Here is a 17,524-nt window from a genome sequence, read left to right as displayed (position 1 = left end):
GTTGGCTGCTGCTTACGCGCGTTTAATATGGCTGACATGCTCGCCCTTGGAACCGGTGTCGATGCAGACTTCCAGTATTGTTCCAGGCTCGACGTCCTCGTATCCCGCTTTCCGCAGGACCACGGCATGTACAAAGATATCGGTATCGTCGCCGTCGCGCTGGACAAAACCGTATCCGCGCGTGCGATTGAACCATTTCAACGTGACTGACTCATACGCACGCTCCAGTCCCTGCTCCTTGGCAACTGACGCGCGCGGACGTTCCATTTCGATAATGTTTGCGGTTTGCCAGCCACGCTCACCCTTCACAGCATCACAAACAATGCGCGCGCCTTCATCGGCAAAGCTCTCGCCATACCCCCGCAAGCACGTGACATGCAGCATGACATCACCCGTCAGGCCAGCATCGGACGTCGACTCCGCCACGATGAATCCATAGCCCTTGGCGCTATCGAACCATTTGACACGACCGATGACTCGCACGACCTGTTCCATCGGCGAATCTTCTGATTCTTGTTTGGCGGCAAAATTCGTCATCAACCCATATTCCCCACTCACGCAACCTAAAATGTGTTAACACACTTGTCACGCGATCTTCACACCTGCGCACGGCATTAAGCAGCCCTGCAAAAGGCATAGCCCGTCAATGTGGAGAGAAGGTGGCAGTCCCTAGGGGAAGAACTAAACACTCAACTCCACACCCTTGTTATCATAGAATTTTATTATATTTCAACATGTTATCTTACGAGGCGCGTTGATAGGCGTGTTGAAAATGCGCCCTGCCTTCAATGAAACCGACCGCAAAAGCTTCAAACAAAACTTATCATCTTTTTGTGCGCAAGGCTTTGCCCGCCAAGATGGAAATGTTATAATTAGGGGTCGCCTGAGACGACAAAATCTCTCCCAAAACAAAGTAACCCGCCCTTGGTGGCGATGCAGAATTTTATGCACGCGTCGATATTTAATATGAGACTCAAACGGAAAGAGGCTTGGAAGGATTATATCGACTCATTGTCCCCCTTCGCAGCCACAACAATTCAACCAAACCTGAAATTGGATTCTATCGATAAGGGTGAATTAGCGACGGAAAAGAACATCGACCACCTCAAGTCGGAGATATGGAATCTTTCTCGAAAGCTCGATGAATTTTACTTCAGGACGAAGGGGGCCGTTGAGAGAATTTCCAAAACTGATCGATTCGACGCTTTTGGCGTTATAGAAAAACCAGGTGTGAATCCTCACGTGCATCTCGCGTGGTTTCTACGTAGCCAAGTGGAACGGGAAAGACGCCAAAATGGCAATCTACCAGTTCTCTTACCCTGCGGTTTCCCAACCAAGGAAGTCTTCGACCCCATGGTCTTTGAACCTTATCAAAAGGCCAACCGCTTGTGTGTATTGTTGCAGTGCTTCAACCGTTCGCATCGGGAGATGAATGAAGAGGACCGGGAGTTCCTGGATTCCTTCCGCAAAGATCGGTTTAATTGCGCCTTCCCGGATCCAATTCCGGGAAACGCTATTTGCGATTGGTCCGCACGCGGCTGGAGTGTTCACACGTGCTCTATCGAGGGGGACGGTTGGTCTCGATACATAGCAAAAGAGCTAGGCCCGGAAGAAGCCTCACGTCAGGTTTTCTTCCTGAGCGATGGTTTCAGCTCACGACAGCGGCTCCAGCCCACCCGATACCATACTCGCGACTGGAAAACTGGAGCGCATATGCTGGATCTTGATAAGCCCCTGAAGCCACGCCAATAAAAATTCTCTATGCCTGCGCGGTCAGGTACTTTGATGTCGCAGCAAGAGAGGTCGTTATACATGCTGCTGTCCTCTGCAGGTCAGTAATGGCGAAGCTATGCCTAAATCAAAGGAAATCCACCACCCAGACAACCTACTGGACGCGATGGGTGCGTGATCTGAAGCGAACGAAGTGAGCAAAGAGCCGCACCCATCGCCGTCTCAGATTAGTAACGTGCACGCACGACTTTCCTGCACGATCTGAAGCAACTGTTGGAGTTGTATTGACTGAGTTTTCTGCTCGCAAAAAACTGGAAATGCCTCGAATTCCCAATCACCGAATCTAACACCCCATATTCAGTGAGGATATCTACTCTAATGCTCTTGGAGACGAAGTCTTAGAGTTTCACCGGATCCTTCACCGGGGTGCGTCGGCATTTTTCGGGAGGTGGCAACAAACTACCCATACTCGCCCAGATTCTGGCTCCCCAGAAATGCAAACGTTGAAAGCCGTCACCACCTGTGCACTCGAAATGGTAGACTGTTGGAATCCCCAAACAGGTAGACCACCTCAGTGGGACAGACCTTGTCGAACCGTGAAACTCTAGCAGTAGTCAATCTGACATGGGCGCTAAATCCGCTAGCCCAATTGGCACGCGGCCTGCCTTTGGTACATCCGCTCGACACATCGCAATCGAGTGAGGCCTCCGGCTGAAGAACTTCTACGATAGATTCGCGGCACGCACCGCCCCACTTCGAAATTCTCCCATTCCCTAAGATCGAATGCCGGAGATCATGAGCTGCGTCATCTGATCTGCAATGCTTTTCACTGACATATCCACCCGGTCTCCACGCCACTTCTGAATCCAATAGAATGCACCAGCCGAGACATTCACGATTTCTGGCGTATGGGTTCTGATAAGACCTGCTTTGTCGGCCTGAACTAGCGATTTGGTCATCTTGAGCGAGATTTGACGGGCTCGATTGAGGTAATGCGTCGGCAACCTCATCAAACCAGGCTGCAGGATCAACGGAGGCGACACAGATGCCTGAGCCTGACAATTCAAATGGAACACAATGAGCATGATCTGGAGGGGATCGTCGCCATTCTTCTCTGCAGCTTCGATGATCATTTCATAGTGTTGGAAGGCACGCTCATGACATTGCTGGATCAAGTCAGCCTTGTCCTTGAAATGATGATACACAACCCCTTTGCTGGCGCCGACTGCCTCCGCGATCGTGTCGGTCGAGACGCCATCCAGCCCGCGACGATTGAACAGCAAGGAGGCCGCTTCGATCAACTGCTGCTGTCGAAGTCGATTTGCATCTGACTTCTCGAAAACATTGTAGTGTTGATGGGTGAGTTGGGCGTAGTCGAGATGGCAGACAAAATCCGGGTGGGGCCGGCTGCACAGTCCATCCAGAAAAATGTCCTGTATTGCGCGGGCCGCCTCCGCCCGCCTGTCATGGGCAGCGCTCTCGTGCTCGTTCAGCCAACCGATCCAGAGCCGGGACCAATTCAACATGCCGAACAGTGCATACGAAGCAAGCTCCGGGTCCAATCGCCGAAACACGCCTTCCTTCCGGCCCGAATTCAGGATCACCTTAAGAGCATCGACTTGGCGCTCATGACGCGCAAGGATCTGAGCCCGCCCCGCTTGGTCCAACGTATCGATATCAGCAAGAACCGCCAGCTGAGCTCGGTCAGGTGACAGGGATAATCTGATGAACTCATTAATTTGATCCGGAGCACTCCTCCCACTCGAAGATACCGCGCACAGATCAGCTTCGATGGCATCGATCGCCCTGTCGTAGCACTGTCGAACGAGATCCGCTCTGTCTTTCACATAATAGTACAAAGCGTTGCGAGACATGCCGAGCTGTTCTGCAATCTCAGCCAGACTGATGCCTGCGGCTCCTTGATTGTTAAGGAGCCGCCCACCCACATCCAGCACTTTTTCGCGCTTGGCTGATCGCCGGACCTGGGAAGCCCCCGCACCCGCCGGTGTCTGTATCGGTTTCACTTGAACCATGGGGCGTCGATACCAGTCCAATGCTGTTCCGACAAGAAAACAGTGCGCGGAACCCAGTTCGCATACTCATTTGTCGAAAATTTGCTTGCAACCCGGTTTTTACACAGTAGTACCAAATACATACTCAATCGTCGAATCTATAGAATTGAGATCTGGAGGAACAAATTGACCAAGATAAAACGCCACATGGCTGTTCTGATGAGCAGTGCCGCAATCGGAACTCTGATGGCGGCACCGACTGCCGCACAGGACAACACTGAGAGTACCGACCGAGTCCTGAATACCGTCACGGTCACAGCCCAAAAACGAGAACAAAGTGTCACCGATGTCGGCATCGCCATTTCAGTCGTCGGTGAACAGGAGATCAGAGCTCGGCGTGTTGAAACCGCGTCTGACCTGGTCGTGTTCACGCCAAACGCAACCGTGAAAGAGAATATTCCCGGCCTCATGCCGGTCGTCACCATTCGTGGTGTCGGGCTCAACGATTTCAATGCCACCAACAATCCCGCGACAGGCGTATATGTCGACGAAATATCCCTCAGCTCGCTCGCTCTGCTGAGTTCCGACCTGTTCGATCTCGAGCGCATGGAAGTGCTAAAAGGTCCGCAAGGGACCCTTTATGGTCGTAACTCGACAGCTGGAGCGCTCAATATTGTTTCAGCAAAGCCAACTTTCGACGGAGTCTCCGGACGCCTGCAGGCTGGCTTGTCCAATTATGATGGTCGTGAGCTTGAAGCCGTCGCAAATCTTCCACTAACGGACGCGCTGGCACTCCGCATCGCCGGAAAAGCGATCATGCAGGATGAAGGGTTCTATTTTGACGAGACACGTGACCGGGACGTCGGACGCCGGGATGTCCTTGCAGGTAGGGCCCAGGTTCTCTGGTCACCCACAGGCACACTCAATGTGCTGCTGAAGGTCGAAGGCCAACAGGGGCGCTCGGAACTAGGTTCGCCAGAATTCTTCGGCGCTCTGCCAACAGCAACCGAAACCGCTTGCCCGGGTGCGACGGGCTGCTCAGACTTCTTCGGATATACAGACACGGATGGAGACCCGTATCGCGGCGCTTGGTCGGTCGATCCAGAGTACAACTATGATCAATTCGGCGCGACAGCGCGTATCGAAGCGGATCTGGGGCCGGTAACGCTTACATCCGTTTCGGGATACATCAACTTCAGTCGGGACTTTGCGTCGGACACTGATGCCGGACCGCTCCGCCTGACGGACTTCAACAACAATGATGACGTGACCCAAATTTCGCAGGAAGTACGACTGTCAGGTACGAATGATCTACTCGACTGGCAAGTTGGAGCTTTCTACTCTCAGGACGACGTAAAGACGATCTATTCTGGCGAGATGCAGGAATTGTTCAACACGACGACCTTGTCGCTCGCTGACCAGACATCAACCTCGACCGCATTGTTCGGAAATGCCGAATGGTCGCTGACAGACACGATCAGTCTCGTCACAGGCTTGCGGTACTCAGACGAAACCCGTGAGGCGCAGAATTTCACGCAAGACAATGTGTCCGAACCAGGAGGGAGCTTTCTGACCCTTGCGCCATATGGAACTCCGCCGATTGTACTCGCTTCGGTCGATGACGAAATCAATGACACGAGTTGGTCCTGGAAGGTCGGAGTTAACTGGAAACCCACCTCCTCTACCCTGATCTATGCAAGCGCCTCACAGGGGACAAAATCCGGAGGCTTCTTTGCTGGCACAGCAACAAGCTCCGCCCAACTGATCCCGTACGAACCCGAAACGCTTGTATCCTACGAAGTCGGGATCAAAGGCAATCTTGGATCCAATGGTATAGGATACGACGCCAGCACCTTCTTCTATGACTACAGCGACGTTCAGACATTCATACGCGACACGGTCGGGTCGATCCCCGTACAGCGGCTTGGAAATGTCGATCATGCCGAACTCTATGGTGCAGATCTAAATGTCACCTATCAGCCGGCCATGTTTGACGGTCTGTCCTTGAATGTCGGCGCAGGACTGCTCTCAAGTGAAATGGGCGCATTCGAGGCAACTGCAGGCCGGATTCCCGAGGGCAACCAGATGCCCGATGCACCTGAGTTGACGCTTAATCTGGGAACAGCATATACCGCTGACCTGACCGATCAACTTTCACTCCGTTTTTCTATTGACGGACGGTATCAGTCGGAAACCTTCCGAGACGCACTCAACGACCCCCTACTCCACTCAGACGGTTATTGGGTCACGAACGCTCGGGTATCACTCTATGACGAAGGGAACTGGGAGCTGTCTGTCTGGGGCAAGAACATCGCCGACGAGGAATACGTCACCCAGGGCGTGAACCAACTGGGGTTTGGTTATGGATTTAGAGTTTATGGCGCCCCGCAGACATATGGCGTTTCTGTCACCAAGCATTTCTAGGAGCTCAGCATGACAAAGATTGAAGGACATTGCGCCCCCGAATTTCGCGCCGTGGAAACTGCGTTCAGAGAAAATTTCACAGTAAGGGGCGATATCGGAGCCGCTGTCAGCGTCTATGCCGGCGCAGAGTGTCTCATCGACCTATGGGGCGGTTACCAAGATGCCAAAGAAACCACCCCTTGGCATAGGGACACCAAGGTCAACATTTGGTCCACGACGAAAGGGATCACGGCAGCCTGCTTCGCGATGGCTGTTGAGCGAGGCGTGCTCAGCTACGACGACAAAGTCGTAGCATACTGGCCTGAATTCTCAAACGGCGGCAAACAGGACATTACAATCAGTATGCTGCTATCTCACCAGGCGGGCCTCTGCGGATTCCGGGAGCCAGCGACGATTGAAGACTACTATGATGTCGAGTCCGCTGCCGCACGCCTGGCCGCATCCGAACCGATATGGCCGCCCGGATCCCAATCCGGGTATCACGCCATCAGTATTGGAGCCCTCGCGTCAGCACTCTTCAAGCGAGCTGAAGGACGTTACATCCGCGACTTTGTTGAAGCAGAACTCAAACAAAGATGCGGACTGGACATCCATATCGGACTGCCGGAAAGTCATTCGCACGAATGTGCCGAGTTGGTAGCGCCGTCCGGATTCGACTCCGAAGCAACGGCGCCGGTATTGAATGAAGCGCAAATAGCCGCACTGGCGAATCCTCCCATGGACGCCATGGTCGCGAACACGCCCCCATGGCGGTCTGCAGAAATACCATCGGCAAACGGACATGCGACAGCCCGCGCCCTTGCAAGGCTGTACGCGGCCATCGGCGCGGCAAACCCTCTTGAGGGACACACCCTCATTAGCCGGAAGACCCTGCAACGCGCGTCCGAAATGCAGATAGAGGGGGTCGACGCCGTACTCGGCGTGCCTGCGCGCTGGGCAAACGGGTTCTTGCTGAACACCGATGGATTATACGGCCCCAACGCCCGAACTTTCGGTCACTCGGGTTGGGGCGGGTCATTTGCATTTGCCGACCCTGTGTCCGGCATTGCTGTCGCTTACACGATGAATCGGATGGGCACAGATCTTGTAGGAGACCCGAGGAACAAGGCCTTAATCGACAGCATATATACCTCCCTATAGCTCAGACGAAAAATCGTGGCTTGCTCGAGAATCCCAGCATCGATCGCCTCTAAGGAGCTTATCTTCCTTAGAGGCGCCTAACTCTTTTCATCGACCGTAAAAGCGCTCGTAATCGACTCAGATTGCTCGCTGGCGCGCTTTCTCGAAATCTCCGGAATGAACCCGCCGGACACACAAAAACGACTCTCCTGCGCGCTCTGAGAGCGCACTCGCCTGAAAGGCGAAGTCTTAGGGTTGCGGCGATATCGCCGCCCTGATGCGTCGGCATTTTCCGGGAGGTGGCAACAAACTACCCATACTCACCTAGGTTCTGGTTCCTACAGCGACTCTAACATTGAAACACACAAACCTCTTGCACGCTCGCGATGGCGGAGCGCCGCAAGCAAGAGCTTTTTAGCGCAGGCAGCCGGCACCCCATAGCGGAACGCGTCCGGCGGCGCAGGAATGCAGCCTCCACGTTTCAATCACGTTCTAGGCCTCGGGCAAATCGAGGCAGATTTCCCTCGCTAGCAATCCATTCCTGATTTGGAGTGAAGCCTTCGCAGTATCCTGTTCATGGGCTCGCCGGTTCGCAATAGAGCGCGTTCACACCGATCCGCTCGAGCCATTCGAAAGGGCTCTGGCATAAACTCCGAGCCGCTGTCGGAACGGATATGTTCCGGCGGGCCAAGATGGACACCGGCGTAGGCGGTCAACCCCATACTCTTCTCCGCGCGCCAGGACCAAACTCGAACTTAGGCCCTCTTTGCCGGGAGCAGACCAGACTGAACACGTAAAAAACACAGCTTGAGCAAGACACACTCGTCGCCCCAGTTTAACAGCCTCAGCGCTCGGCCATTTCCTGCATCACAGAAAAGGCTGTCCACTCTCCAGACTCCATCGCACCTTCCATTCCCGTATGCATATAGGAGAGCTGCTCGCCAGCAAAATGAATCCGCCCGGCTGATTGACCCATTCGCTCGGCCCATCGGCGTATCTGCCCCGGCGCCCAATGCATGTAGGCACCGCCAGCGAAAGGCTGACGAGCGTCCCATCTGACGACTCGAGCACCCCGGATCTTGGCACCCCGGATCTGATGCAGCTCCGAAGCCGCGAGATCGAATAGGGCATCATCTGAAGCATCTGGCATGACACCGCGCCCGTTGATCCAGCAAGTCAGACTGGTAACTTCTCCGGACTCATCATAGTTTGCAAAAACTCGCTCAATGGGACTATCCGTCCACATATCGATGGGCAGCCCATCTGCTTCCCAGTAGCGATTTTCCGGAACGACATGAATTTGTTGAATTGGCGTTTAGGAAAGTCCGGATATCGCGTCCGAACGCAAGCGCCGGTTCTCGTCATCCGGTGGTCCTTCCAAACGCACTTTCTCGCGCATCGCCGCAAACGGAATCGTCGAGATCACGAACGGTGCACGCAGCGTTTCTCGCTCGGTCGAAACTTCGACGTGGTCGCCACGGTCGGCGACTGTCACGACCGGCGTAGAAAGCCATACACTCCCTTCCGGCAAGCTGCGTGCCATGCACTCTGCCAAGTGCGATGCCCCGCCCTCAATCCCTCCCGAAACTCCGAGCGCACTATCCTCCCGATAGAGCTGCAGGCTTCGCCAAAGATTGGCAATCGAATAGGTTTGAGATCGTAGCCATTGAGCGAAATATCCATCAGCTGGCGGGACGGAACGTCAAAGCCCTGATCTGCCAGCCAGGCATCGGTGGAAATGTCGAGCTCAGGTGCAATGTCCCGCCAGTCCCCAGCTGCGCTGAACGGATTGCTCCGTCCTAACGCAACCATCATGGCGGCGGTTGGCGGAAGACTCCTGCACATCCCGGAGAAGGGATTTTCCGGTGCGACCGACCACTCCGACGCATCAAAGACTCGTCCGCCTACACTGAGGGCGGCATTGCGGGCCTGGGGCGGGTAGTCCTGTATTTCGATGCCGAGATTCTTCGCTGTCGCTCGAATACGGGCATAGGACTGCCCCACTTGCTGTCCTCCCCCTTCGGGGCGACCCGGCACATCTTCCAATGTCAGCAGCCGACCGCCTATTCGGCTAGACGCCTCAAGGACTAGAACCTTCGCGCCATCGAATGCGAGAAGACGCGCAGCATGCAGACCGGACAACCCCGCCCCGACGACAATCACATCCGCGACATAAGCCTGACGTATGGCCGGCGCACAGGAAGCGAGTGTTCCCGCTGCTGCAAGCCGAAGCAAATTTCAACGAGTATATTTCATTGAATCATGCACCTCGATCACCCCACACAATGGTATATCAATATGACCGGAAAACACTAATGGATCGAGGAGGTGCGAGATGCAAGAATGTAAGATGGATCCGAACCACTCATCGCCCTTCGTGGAAGACGATTTCACCTGATAGCATCAAGCGGAAACAATGCGCGCGCCGATACCAGGGCCTCATTTCAATAAGATACCGACTGACTTGACGGAACCTGCTGCACTCGGGTTTCATCAAGTCACGCACGACACATTACGCCTCAGTGAAGGCTCGCGTGAAACGTGGTCGCGGTCAGTTCGTTGCGCGTGATACGGAAGAGGCGACCTGCCACTTTCACCCGATCATGTCACGCGAAGTACAGAGACTGGTTCGGGTTTGCCTCACGCCACCTAGTTGAGAGGCCAGACAAATCCACTTCTCGTCTGGCCTCATAATTTACTTGCGTCTTGACTGCATTGCTACTTGCTCACCAAGATTTCGAAATTGTTACTCCGTACAATGCCGGTTCGGTCAGAAAGACGTTGCTGTAAAGACCGGGGCTGTCATCTTGCAAGTAAGCCCCTGTAATCACCTCTTCGTCAAACAGGTTTTTAGCAAATGCCTCAACTTGGAAGCCATTTTCATCGTTGGCTAAGACAATAGAAAGATTGACATTTTCCCAGCTCGACATTTCGTCACGAGGAGTATTCCAAATACGGGAAAAGCTCTCCGCCTGATAATAATAATCTCCGCGGATTGTAACATTCCAGTTGCTGTCACCTATAGATGGGAATGTATACTCCGCAGCCAAGTTTATTGTGGTATCGGGAGCTCCAGGCAAGTTATTGTCGTTGAGATTTTTGTTGATGCCATCAAATGGCGTCAACGCACCAGTTGCGCGCATTGAGCCATCTCCATCGACATATGACACATCTCCCAATCCAAACGCAGCCTCCTGACCGGCGAAACTACCAAGACAGAGCCCAGCTGTTGAGCCGGGGGCAAGTTGACCGGCCGCGATGGCGCCCAGAACTGTTGCATACCCCTCTGCCGATACGACACAGTTCGAGTAATTTCCCGGGTTCTTAAGGACGACGAAATCGGAGTTACCTGATGTGCGATCAAGAACGTCAATCGCAAAAACATCTACCAGTTTAGATTCTAGGAGACCGATGTTTGCTGAAAGGAGCCAGTTATCTGCGGGAGTCCATTGATATTCAATCTCCAACCCATACAGTTCGGCATCCACATTAAAATTCACCGATGCTCGGTTAATTACCTGCGTGATCTGGTAGTCTGTATAATCATAATAGAATCCCGTCAGGTTAAGTTGTTGAGTGCTCTCGGCGAACAGGTTTTTAGTGCCGAACTCATACGCATTGATGAACTCTGGTTCAAAAGTCGACGGAAATGCGTTTGCATTTTCCGCTGGTTGCGGTGGGTTTATGCCGCCTCCCTTATAACCGCGAGAGTAAAATGCATATAAAAGCGTATCGTCTGTAAACGAAAAATCCGGTCGCCAATCAAGACCGGCGCGTCCCGTGACCTCCTCGAACTCAACCTTGAAGATTCCATCTACGTTGCCATCCAGTGCGAGCTCTGTCGCCGGGTCAGGAACCGGAACGAGAGGATCCGGCCGAACCGCATCGGGCGTGAAGAGGAAGGTTGGAATGTTCTTTTGAGACTTCTCATCACTCGTATAACGCAGTCCTAGCGTGAAGGTCAGCTCATTGCTTATATCATAATATGCCTCCCCAAAAACCGCTGTGGACTGCAACTCAAATGGCGAAACCGTTCGGAAGTAGTTGCGTCCCAGGCCGTTGAGTGAATTGAGGATATTTGTATCACCATCCACATTGGACTCATCAAGGCTCCCAGGGAAAGGAACACCTGGTAGGACTGATGGTCCACCCGCAGCGAGTGATGCGTTGTGTAACTGCAACAGCCCAGTAAGCGCATTGCTGATGAAGTAGTATCCATCGAGTTCGCCATTGCCTGCCTCGTAGTCCACGTAGATGGCGCCGAGATTAAAATTGAAAGGGCCGCTGAAATCCGATTGCAGTCGCAGCTCTTGCGTAAATGCTTCTGTTGTATCACCGGACGGGTCGGCCACGGTGTATAAATTCGAGGGACCGATCTGTGGGTCGTTAACAACGCCTCCTGGGAAAACAGCATTGTAAAGATCGACTTGAGGGTCGAGCCCCGGCGGAATTGCTGAGAGGTCATTGAAGGTGATCGTAGGCTCAACTTTGGAAACATCTTCAACCGAGAAAACTGATGTTTCATTGAAACTCGTCAGCGAAGTCAACGTCAGGACGTCGCTCATGTCCCATGACAGATTAAGCGTCCACAAGTCCTGTTCGGCCTGGTAGGATGGATCAAATCCTGCCGCGATTGTGCGCAGATCCCGAATGGCTGGGGCCGTGAACGCATCCCCATTCAGCAATCCAACCTAAACGGCGAGCCCGCCAGCTAGTGTTGCGACTGAATTCACAGTATCGCGGGACTCATCAAGTGGCGCACTCAGACAGCCCTGAGAAGTAAAAATTTGATCTTCAAACGCAATCGGGGTGCCGGCAAAACTGGTATCCAGAGGGTCTTTTCGACAAAGTTGTTTGCCCGAACGAAGGCGAGTGTCTTCTTCCTCGAAGTGCTCATACAAGAGCCACCCCCTAAATGTGTCAGTCGGCTCGAACCCCAGAGTTGCACGAATTGACCATAAGTCGCGGTCATCAATGTCGTTGTTGGTAACGATATTATCGACGTAGCCGTCGCGTTGTGTGAGCGATCCGGCCACTCGCAGGGCAACCTTTTCTCCCATCGGCAGATTGACCATACCGTTGGCTTTTAGCGTGTTATAGTTCCCGTACGTCAGTGCGGCGTCAGCTTCGAATTCCTCAAAGACCGGCTTGGCGGTAATCAAGTTGAACACGCCACCAGTAGCGTTTCGTCCATACAGAGTTCCTTGCGGCCCCCGGAGTATCTCGACACGCTCGGTATCAAAAAACTCCGATTCGAAAAGTCTGTTCGATTGAAGAGGGACGTCATTCTGATGTATGCCTACCCCGGCATCGCCGGATGTTGCCACCACATCGACGCCGATGCCTCTGACTTTAAGGTTGAAGCCAGTGAATTGTCCCTTGGTAAAGGACAAGTTGGGCACGGCTTTCGTGAGATCAGGGCCGCCCGTTAGCTGAAGCCTGTCAATTGCTTCTCCATCAAACGCAGAAACGGCAATTGGTACATCCTGAAGCGATTCCTGAGTTTTCTGAGTTGTGACAACGACTGTTTGTAGTGTTCTTTCAGAACTATCTTCCTGAGCTTCAGCAGCTAACCCAATACTCGAAACTGATGCGGTTCCGAACAGGTATGCTGTCCATGCCAATCGCGACAAATTCATGGTTTCCTCCCTTTATGCCATCCATCTCTTGTGGATCCGCCTAACATTGTATGAAAGCATAAGATAAGCAAGCGCTACTATTTGGGTGATTTACAAATGCCCTGCCCACGAGAAACTGAATTGTCGTCGGTGATAGTTCCGGTCATCTGGACCTTATCCGGGCGGAGACAGAAGGATGCGGGAATGGAAGCATACGAATGCGCAAAATGCACTCATCAGCAAGCCGGGTGAACCAGGGATTCCGGTGGTAGAGATATGCCGAAAGGCAGGGATCAGTCCGGCGACGCTCCTTAATTGGAGCGGAGCACAACAAAACTCGCGACACGATTTCCCGCGAAACCGCCATGGCGGTCTGATGCTGGTGAATATGCAGCGGCTGAAGGACGTCCTTAAACGAAAGATGTGGTCCGTCCCGCGGCAGCAAGGGGGAAAAGACTTAACGCTCTCATCGGTCAAACCAGCACGAGTTCTACCAACTTTTGTCGTACAACGACTACGTTGATTTGGAGGAAAGTTTGAATGATTGGAAAACGCTTCTACAGCTTCGCAAGACCGCATGGCGCCCTCAATGGAAAAACACCTTACGAAGCGCTTCGAGAGCGACCATGAATTAGTGATCAGATGTCTCGCCGATTAATCGGCATTATATTTACTTCGTCAGTACGATGCCCTACAATATGGAATATTACATTCTGTTTGGGAGGGAGCGGCATGGAAGAGCATGATGATCCGGATCGGAAAATCGAATCAGACGGCTTAATACTAGCCTGCTCCGTTTACGGAAAGGAAACAGCACCAGTTGTAATCTTTGCTCACGGAGGTGGTCAGACTCGATACGCTTGGAAGGGCGCTGCCAAGACACTCGGTGAAGACGGTTATCGGTCTGTCGCTCTAGACCTTCGCGGACATGGCGATAGCGAATGGTCAAAAAATCGCGACTATTCTTTAGAGGCGTTCGGTCGTGACTTGATTGCCGTCGCCGCAGAATTTGAACTTGAAGATCGTGCTCCGCATATCGTTGGGGCATCGCTCGGCGGGCTTGGCGCAATCGTCGCAGCAGGAATATTGAAGCCTGGTATTTTTGCCTCGGTCACGCTGGTTGATATCACACCTAACATGGAAGCAAGTGGTGTCGCCAAGATTGTTGGCTTTATGGGCGAGCACAGTAAAGATGGTTTTTCCTCGTTGGATGAGGCTGCAGACGTCATTTCCCTATACCTGCCAAACAGACCCCGGCCCAAAGACCTCGAAGGCTTACGAAAAAACCTTCGTCAAGGCCAAGACGGACGTTGGCGCTGGCATTGGGACCCTGCTTTCATTCAAAGTGTTATGAGGCGTTCTGCAAATGAGAGGGTTAGTGACCTAGAACAAGCTGTCCGAGATATAAAGGTCCCTATTCATTTGGTACGAGGGCGCATGAGTGAACTTGTTTCGAACGCTTCGGTCGAAGCCTTTAAGGCCTTAGCGCCCGGGGCCCACTTCACGGATGTCGCTGATGCGCAGCACATGGTGGCTGGCGATAAGAACGATCTATTCACAGCGGCTGTCAGTGATTTTCTGCGCCAGCAATCCGAAGGTGTTAACGCATGAGTGCGCCCCCGCCTGATCTTGCCTTTGTTCAGCAGGCATTAGAGGCTGCTCCGTTCCACCGCTGGCTTGGACTCACTGTGAGCGAAATAGGCGCGGACGAAATTAGACTGTCGATGCCGTGGCGCGACGAAGTCGTGTCGAACCCAAAGGTGCAGGCCGCACATGGCGGCGTGCTCGCCGCGCTGATCGACCTAACCGGGTTTTACGCGTTGATTGCGACCGGAAATGTGCCTCTTGCGACGGCAGATTTGCGTGTTGATTACCATCAACTTGCGACGCCTGGACCGCTTACAATTACAGGCAGGGTAGTTCGTCTGGGGACCACTCTGTCCGTGGCAGAGGCCCGCGTTCTCAATAGTGCCAGTGATTTGCTAGCGAGCGGAAGAGGCGCTTATCGTATGCAGAGGCGGTCATCATAAGTCGATGTTTGCCGTGCTTGACGCTTATCGTGGTTGCGTCGCGTTTGGATAAGCAACCTGCCGGAACCAACTTCTAGTGCGACTGACGACGCACTCGAAATCACGGCACCGATCAAAGTTGAAACCGTTCCGGCCAAACGCGCTGACGTTGCTGAGCTGCTTACGAGAAGGCTGAAATGGCCTTGCAAATTGCGGTTCCACAAGTCAGCCCTTCTCGCACTCAAGTCGCATCAGCACGTCACAGGCGCTCAATGACGCGATCGTTCGCGCACCTCTCTATGGTGCTGCGACGGCACGCCAAATCGACGAGGATGTCTTTTTTTTGCCCATAGCTTTCTCTGGAATGGTCAATTCGGCGGTCGTTGAAACTCAAGAATGCGAGATCGCGGCTGGAATCTTGTTTGCGCCTGATTCTGAAGTAGGCCGGCTGCATCTTGGCTTGACCGGTGTCTGTCGGCTCGATCGTGAAGGCTTTTTACTGATAATGTCCTAAGCGGCGTCTGATACGGATTCCGACGACAATGCAGCGACCAACGCGGGCGCTGGCCAGTCTCCAGGCCCGCGCTCAATGATGGTTATTGGTCGCATCAAAGCCCGTGACAACCGGACGGTTGAAAGCGTTCGGCCATTTGATGAAACGCATGCCCTGCGCGCGGGTTGAGCACGACAAGACGCCTACGCCGAACTGCACCTGATACCTATATCAAAACATCGTAGCGCTTCATGGAAATGTCGATCACGACGAGCTTAGCATCCTATGCATCACAATGAATCCTGACCATGGCGGTCTGCTCCTCTTCGTGTGGGCTTGAATAATCACTGAATGAGAATCTGCGGCGCGGTCATGGCCACCTGCCTGCGCGCGGAAAGCGCCGCAGACGGCCATGACGGGCCTCAGTTCCGAATGTGCTACGGCCCTGAATTCATCGCAACGGCCCTCCGTGACTGGCCGCAATACATCAGCGTGAAAACACTCTAGGTCGAACCAGACAGATCAAAAACGAATGCGCGCTGTTGCGCCAAAGGTCAGGGGTGGTGACAAGAATGCGCCAACAGCAGTTCCCGGTGCTGTCTGAGTGGCAGCGTCACCCTGGAGCGGCGTATCGAACGCCAGTTCGTAGTAGTCCTCATCGAACAGGTTTTGCGCCCAGAGTTCGAGCTCGAAAGGTGAATTGTCATTGTAGAATGACATTCTCGCATTGACTATGAGCAAATCGTCAACCTCTTTGAGCGGATCGAGGTTCGACCCTGTATTATACCGTGAAGTGAAGCGGCTCGACACATTGAATCTTGCATCCCAGTCGCTGATGAACGAAGTCTCATAAGTTGCAGCCAACGTACCGGACCATCTGGGCGCGAACGAAATCGTACTTCCCGGCAGACGCGGCGGAGCGAAAAAGTCTACCGCCTCGAAATCGTCATACTGGGTTTCCGCATAGACGAGGCCGCCCTGAAGCGTCAGCCCTTCAAGATGCTCAGGCAGGTATCGGACATCGAACTCCGCACCTTTGGAAATCACACCTGGAACGGACGTCACGATGAAACTCGTTCCGGTGAACGTGTTGAGCTGAAAGTCGCTATACTCTTGATAAAACATCGCACCGTTTAGAAACAAGCTATTTGCCGCATTGTTGGACTTAAAGCCAACCTCGTACGCATCCACTGTTTCAGGATCAAAGCCGGTATCAGTATTCGGTTGGAATGGCGTTGGATCGTTGGGACCGAACTGACTGCGATCTAGGTTGTACCCCCCAGCCTTGTAACCGCGCGAGTACGACGCGTACGACATCACATTTTCGTTGAAGCGATATGAGCCCTTCACCGTGCCTGACAAATCCTCGTCAGAACGATCTTGCGTAGCACTGACCCCGACAAAGTTATCGTTGGTCCAAGGCAAGCAAAGCGTTGGGGTCAATCCATTTGCGGCGCCCAGCACAGCCAAGGCCGTGGTACAGCTGCCCGCATTGCCTCCAAAATCTGATACGAGCGTCTTCTCATCTCTGGTATAGCGAAGACCTACCGTCAGGTCGAACTGATCGGTTAAGCTGAACGTATTATTCGTAAAGATGGCATATGTATCCGCGGACTGCTCATAAACGTCTGCGGTTGCCTTAGCCCCGCCCGTGTAGACATCACCAGGTAGTGCAGCGAGATCGAACAAACCACCGCTCGCACCCAGCAACAATTGCTGAAAGTAGAAAAAGTAGTCATTGCCGTAAGTGACGAAATCCGTGCGGTCCAGTGTCTCATTTGAATAGAAGACACCCACCTGCCAGTCAATTTTGTCAGTAGCGCCCGCAAGGCGCAGTTCTTGGCTGAACGTAGCAAAAGCGTCAGCAGTATCGTCAGAATCGCGGAACCAAAGGTCAGCGGCGCTGAAGTCCATGTCTTGTCCAGAACCATTTTCCCAGTCGCGGTAGGCTGTTATGGAGGTCAACTCACCATAACCGATTTGCCACTTTATGTTAGCCGATACGCCCCAATCTTCGGTCGTCTGCGTGGCATCACGATTTGCAAAGGCAACACTGGTCTGCCTCCCGAAAAGTGGTCCGTTATTTGAGTTAGTTCCGGCTTCAGATATGGAGCTGAG

At 53.3% G+C, this 17,524-nt stretch carries 14 protein-coding genes and 1 pseudogene; 7 read left to right on the top strand and 8 right to left on the bottom strand.

What is annotated here, in order from left to right; all coding sequences use genetic code 11:
* Window positions 1-12 precede the first annotated feature (12 nt).
* Window positions 13-537 carry a cold-shock protein gene (locus tag HF931_RS11230; protein ID WP_051602807.1) on the bottom strand — a complete coding sequence of 175 codons (525 nt, stop codon included), beginning with the start codon at window positions 535-537 and terminating at the stop codon, window positions 13-15.
* A 429-nt stretch (window positions 538-966) separates the two neighbouring features.
* On the opposite strand from HF931_RS11230, the gene HF931_RS11225 reads away from it, so the two are divergent.
* Window positions 967-1,752: a hypothetical protein gene (locus HF931_RS11225; RefSeq protein WP_273240170.1), complete on the top strand. Its 786-nt coding sequence runs from the start codon at window positions 967-969 to the stop codon at window positions 1,750-1,752.
* A 752-nt stretch (window positions 1,753-2,504) separates the two neighbouring features.
* On the opposite strand, the gene HF931_RS11220 is transcribed toward HF931_RS11225, so the two are convergent.
* Window positions 2,505-3,764 carry a TetR/AcrR family transcriptional regulator gene (locus HF931_RS11220; RefSeq protein ID WP_273240168.1) on the bottom strand — a complete coding sequence of 420 codons (1,260 nt, stop codon included), beginning with the start codon at window positions 3,762-3,764 and terminating at the stop codon, window positions 2,505-2,507.
* A 165-nt stretch (window positions 3,765-3,929) separates the two neighbouring features.
* Here HF931_RS11220 and HF931_RS11215 point away from each other — a divergent pair, with 165 nt between their 5' ends.
* Together HF931_RS11215 and HF931_RS11210 are read left to right on the top strand one after the other, a co-directional pair.
* Window positions 3,930-6,167 carry a TonB-dependent receptor gene (locus HF931_RS11215; protein WP_273240166.1) on the top strand — a complete coding sequence of 746 codons (2,238 nt, stop codon included), beginning with the start codon at window positions 3,930-3,932 and terminating at the stop codon, window positions 6,165-6,167.
* Between the two features lie 9 nt (window positions 6,168-6,176).
* On the top strand, window positions 6,177-7,307 hold the full coding sequence (locus HF931_RS11210; RefSeq protein ID WP_273240164.1) for a serine hydrolase domain-containing protein: 1,131 nt from the start codon (window positions 6,177-6,179) through the stop codon (window positions 7,305-7,307).
* A gap of 823 nt (window positions 7,308-8,130) precedes the next feature.
* Here the strand turns inward: HF931_RS11210 and HF931_RS11205 are convergent.
* The 5 genes from HF931_RS11205 to HF931_RS11185 all read right to left on the bottom strand — a co-directional run bounded on the left by HF931_RS11205 (window position 8,131) and on the right by HF931_RS11185 (window position 12,925).
* Window positions 8,131-8,436, bottom strand: a complete 306-nt coding sequence (locus HF931_RS11205; RefSeq protein WP_337957142.1) for an FAD-dependent oxidoreductase — start codon at window positions 8,434-8,436, stop codon at window positions 8,131-8,133.
* 165 nt (window positions 8,437-8,601) lie between these two features.
* Window positions 8,602-8,862 (bottom strand): FAD-dependent oxidoreductase, encoded by a 261-nt coding sequence (locus HF931_RS11200; protein ID WP_273243186.1) that lies wholly within the window; start codon window positions 8,860-8,862, stop codon window positions 8,602-8,604.
* Window positions 8,778-9,521 (bottom strand): flavin monoamine oxidase family protein, encoded by a 744-nt coding sequence (locus HF931_RS11195; RefSeq protein ID WP_273240160.1) that lies wholly within the window; start codon window positions 9,519-9,521, stop codon window positions 8,778-8,780. The genes HF931_RS11200 and HF931_RS11195 overlap by 85 nt, the downstream gene beginning before the upstream one ends.
* A 491-nt stretch (window positions 9,522-10,012) precedes the next feature.
* Window positions 10,013-11,851, bottom strand: a complete 1,839-nt coding sequence (locus HF931_RS11190) for a TonB-dependent receptor domain-containing protein (RefSeq protein ID WP_273240159.1) — start codon at window positions 11,849-11,851, stop codon at window positions 10,013-10,015.
* A gap of 126 nt (window positions 11,852-11,977) precedes the next feature.
* Entirely contained in the window at window positions 11,978-12,925 is a 948-nt protein-coding gene (locus HF931_RS11185) for a TonB-dependent receptor (protein WP_273240157.1), read from the bottom strand.
* 175 nt (window positions 12,926-13,100) lie between these two features.
* Here HF931_RS11185 and HF931_RS17230 point away from each other — a divergent pair, with 175 nt between their 5' ends.
* From HF931_RS17230 to HF931_RS11170, 4 genes and pseudogenes are all read left to right on the top strand, one after another.
* Window positions 13,101-13,427, top strand: coding sequence for a transposase (locus tag HF931_RS17230; protein WP_370172001.1), 327 nt, complete (start codon window positions 13,101-13,103; stop codon window positions 13,425-13,427).
* Window positions 13,366-13,534: pseudogene (locus HF931_RS11180) on the top strand (integrase core domain-containing protein); the annotation flags it as partial. The gene HF931_RS17230 and the pseudogene HF931_RS11180, both read left to right, overlap by 62 nt.
* A gap of 102 nt (window positions 13,535-13,636) precedes the next feature.
* The gene (locus HF931_RS11175) at window positions 13,637-14,515 is read left to right on the top strand and encodes an alpha/beta fold hydrolase (RefSeq protein WP_273240155.1); all 879 of its coding nucleotides are present in this window, start codon (window positions 13,637-13,639) and stop codon (window positions 14,513-14,515) included.
* Window positions 14,512-14,934: a PaaI family thioesterase gene (locus HF931_RS11170; RefSeq protein WP_273240153.1), complete on the top strand. Its 423-nt coding sequence runs from the start codon at window positions 14,512-14,514 to the stop codon at window positions 14,932-14,934. Before HF931_RS11175 ends, HF931_RS11170 begins: the two co-directional genes overlap by 4 nt.
* Before the next feature lie 994 nt (window positions 14,935-15,928).
* Here the strand turns inward: HF931_RS11170 and HF931_RS11165 are convergent.
* Entirely contained in the window at window positions 15,929-17,515 is a 1,587-nt protein-coding gene (locus HF931_RS11165; RefSeq protein WP_273243184.1) for a TonB-dependent receptor, read from the bottom strand.
* Window positions 17,516-17,524: the final 9 nt, after the last annotated feature.

It is taken from the genome of Hyphomonas atlantica corrig., assembly GCF_017795365.1.
Lineage (GTDB): Bacteria > Pseudomonadota > Alphaproteobacteria > Caulobacterales > Hyphomonadaceae > Hyphomonas > Hyphomonas atlantica.
The sequence above is the reverse complement of the archived record's forward strand: the minus strand, read 5'-3'. Positions and strand labels throughout refer to the sequence as shown.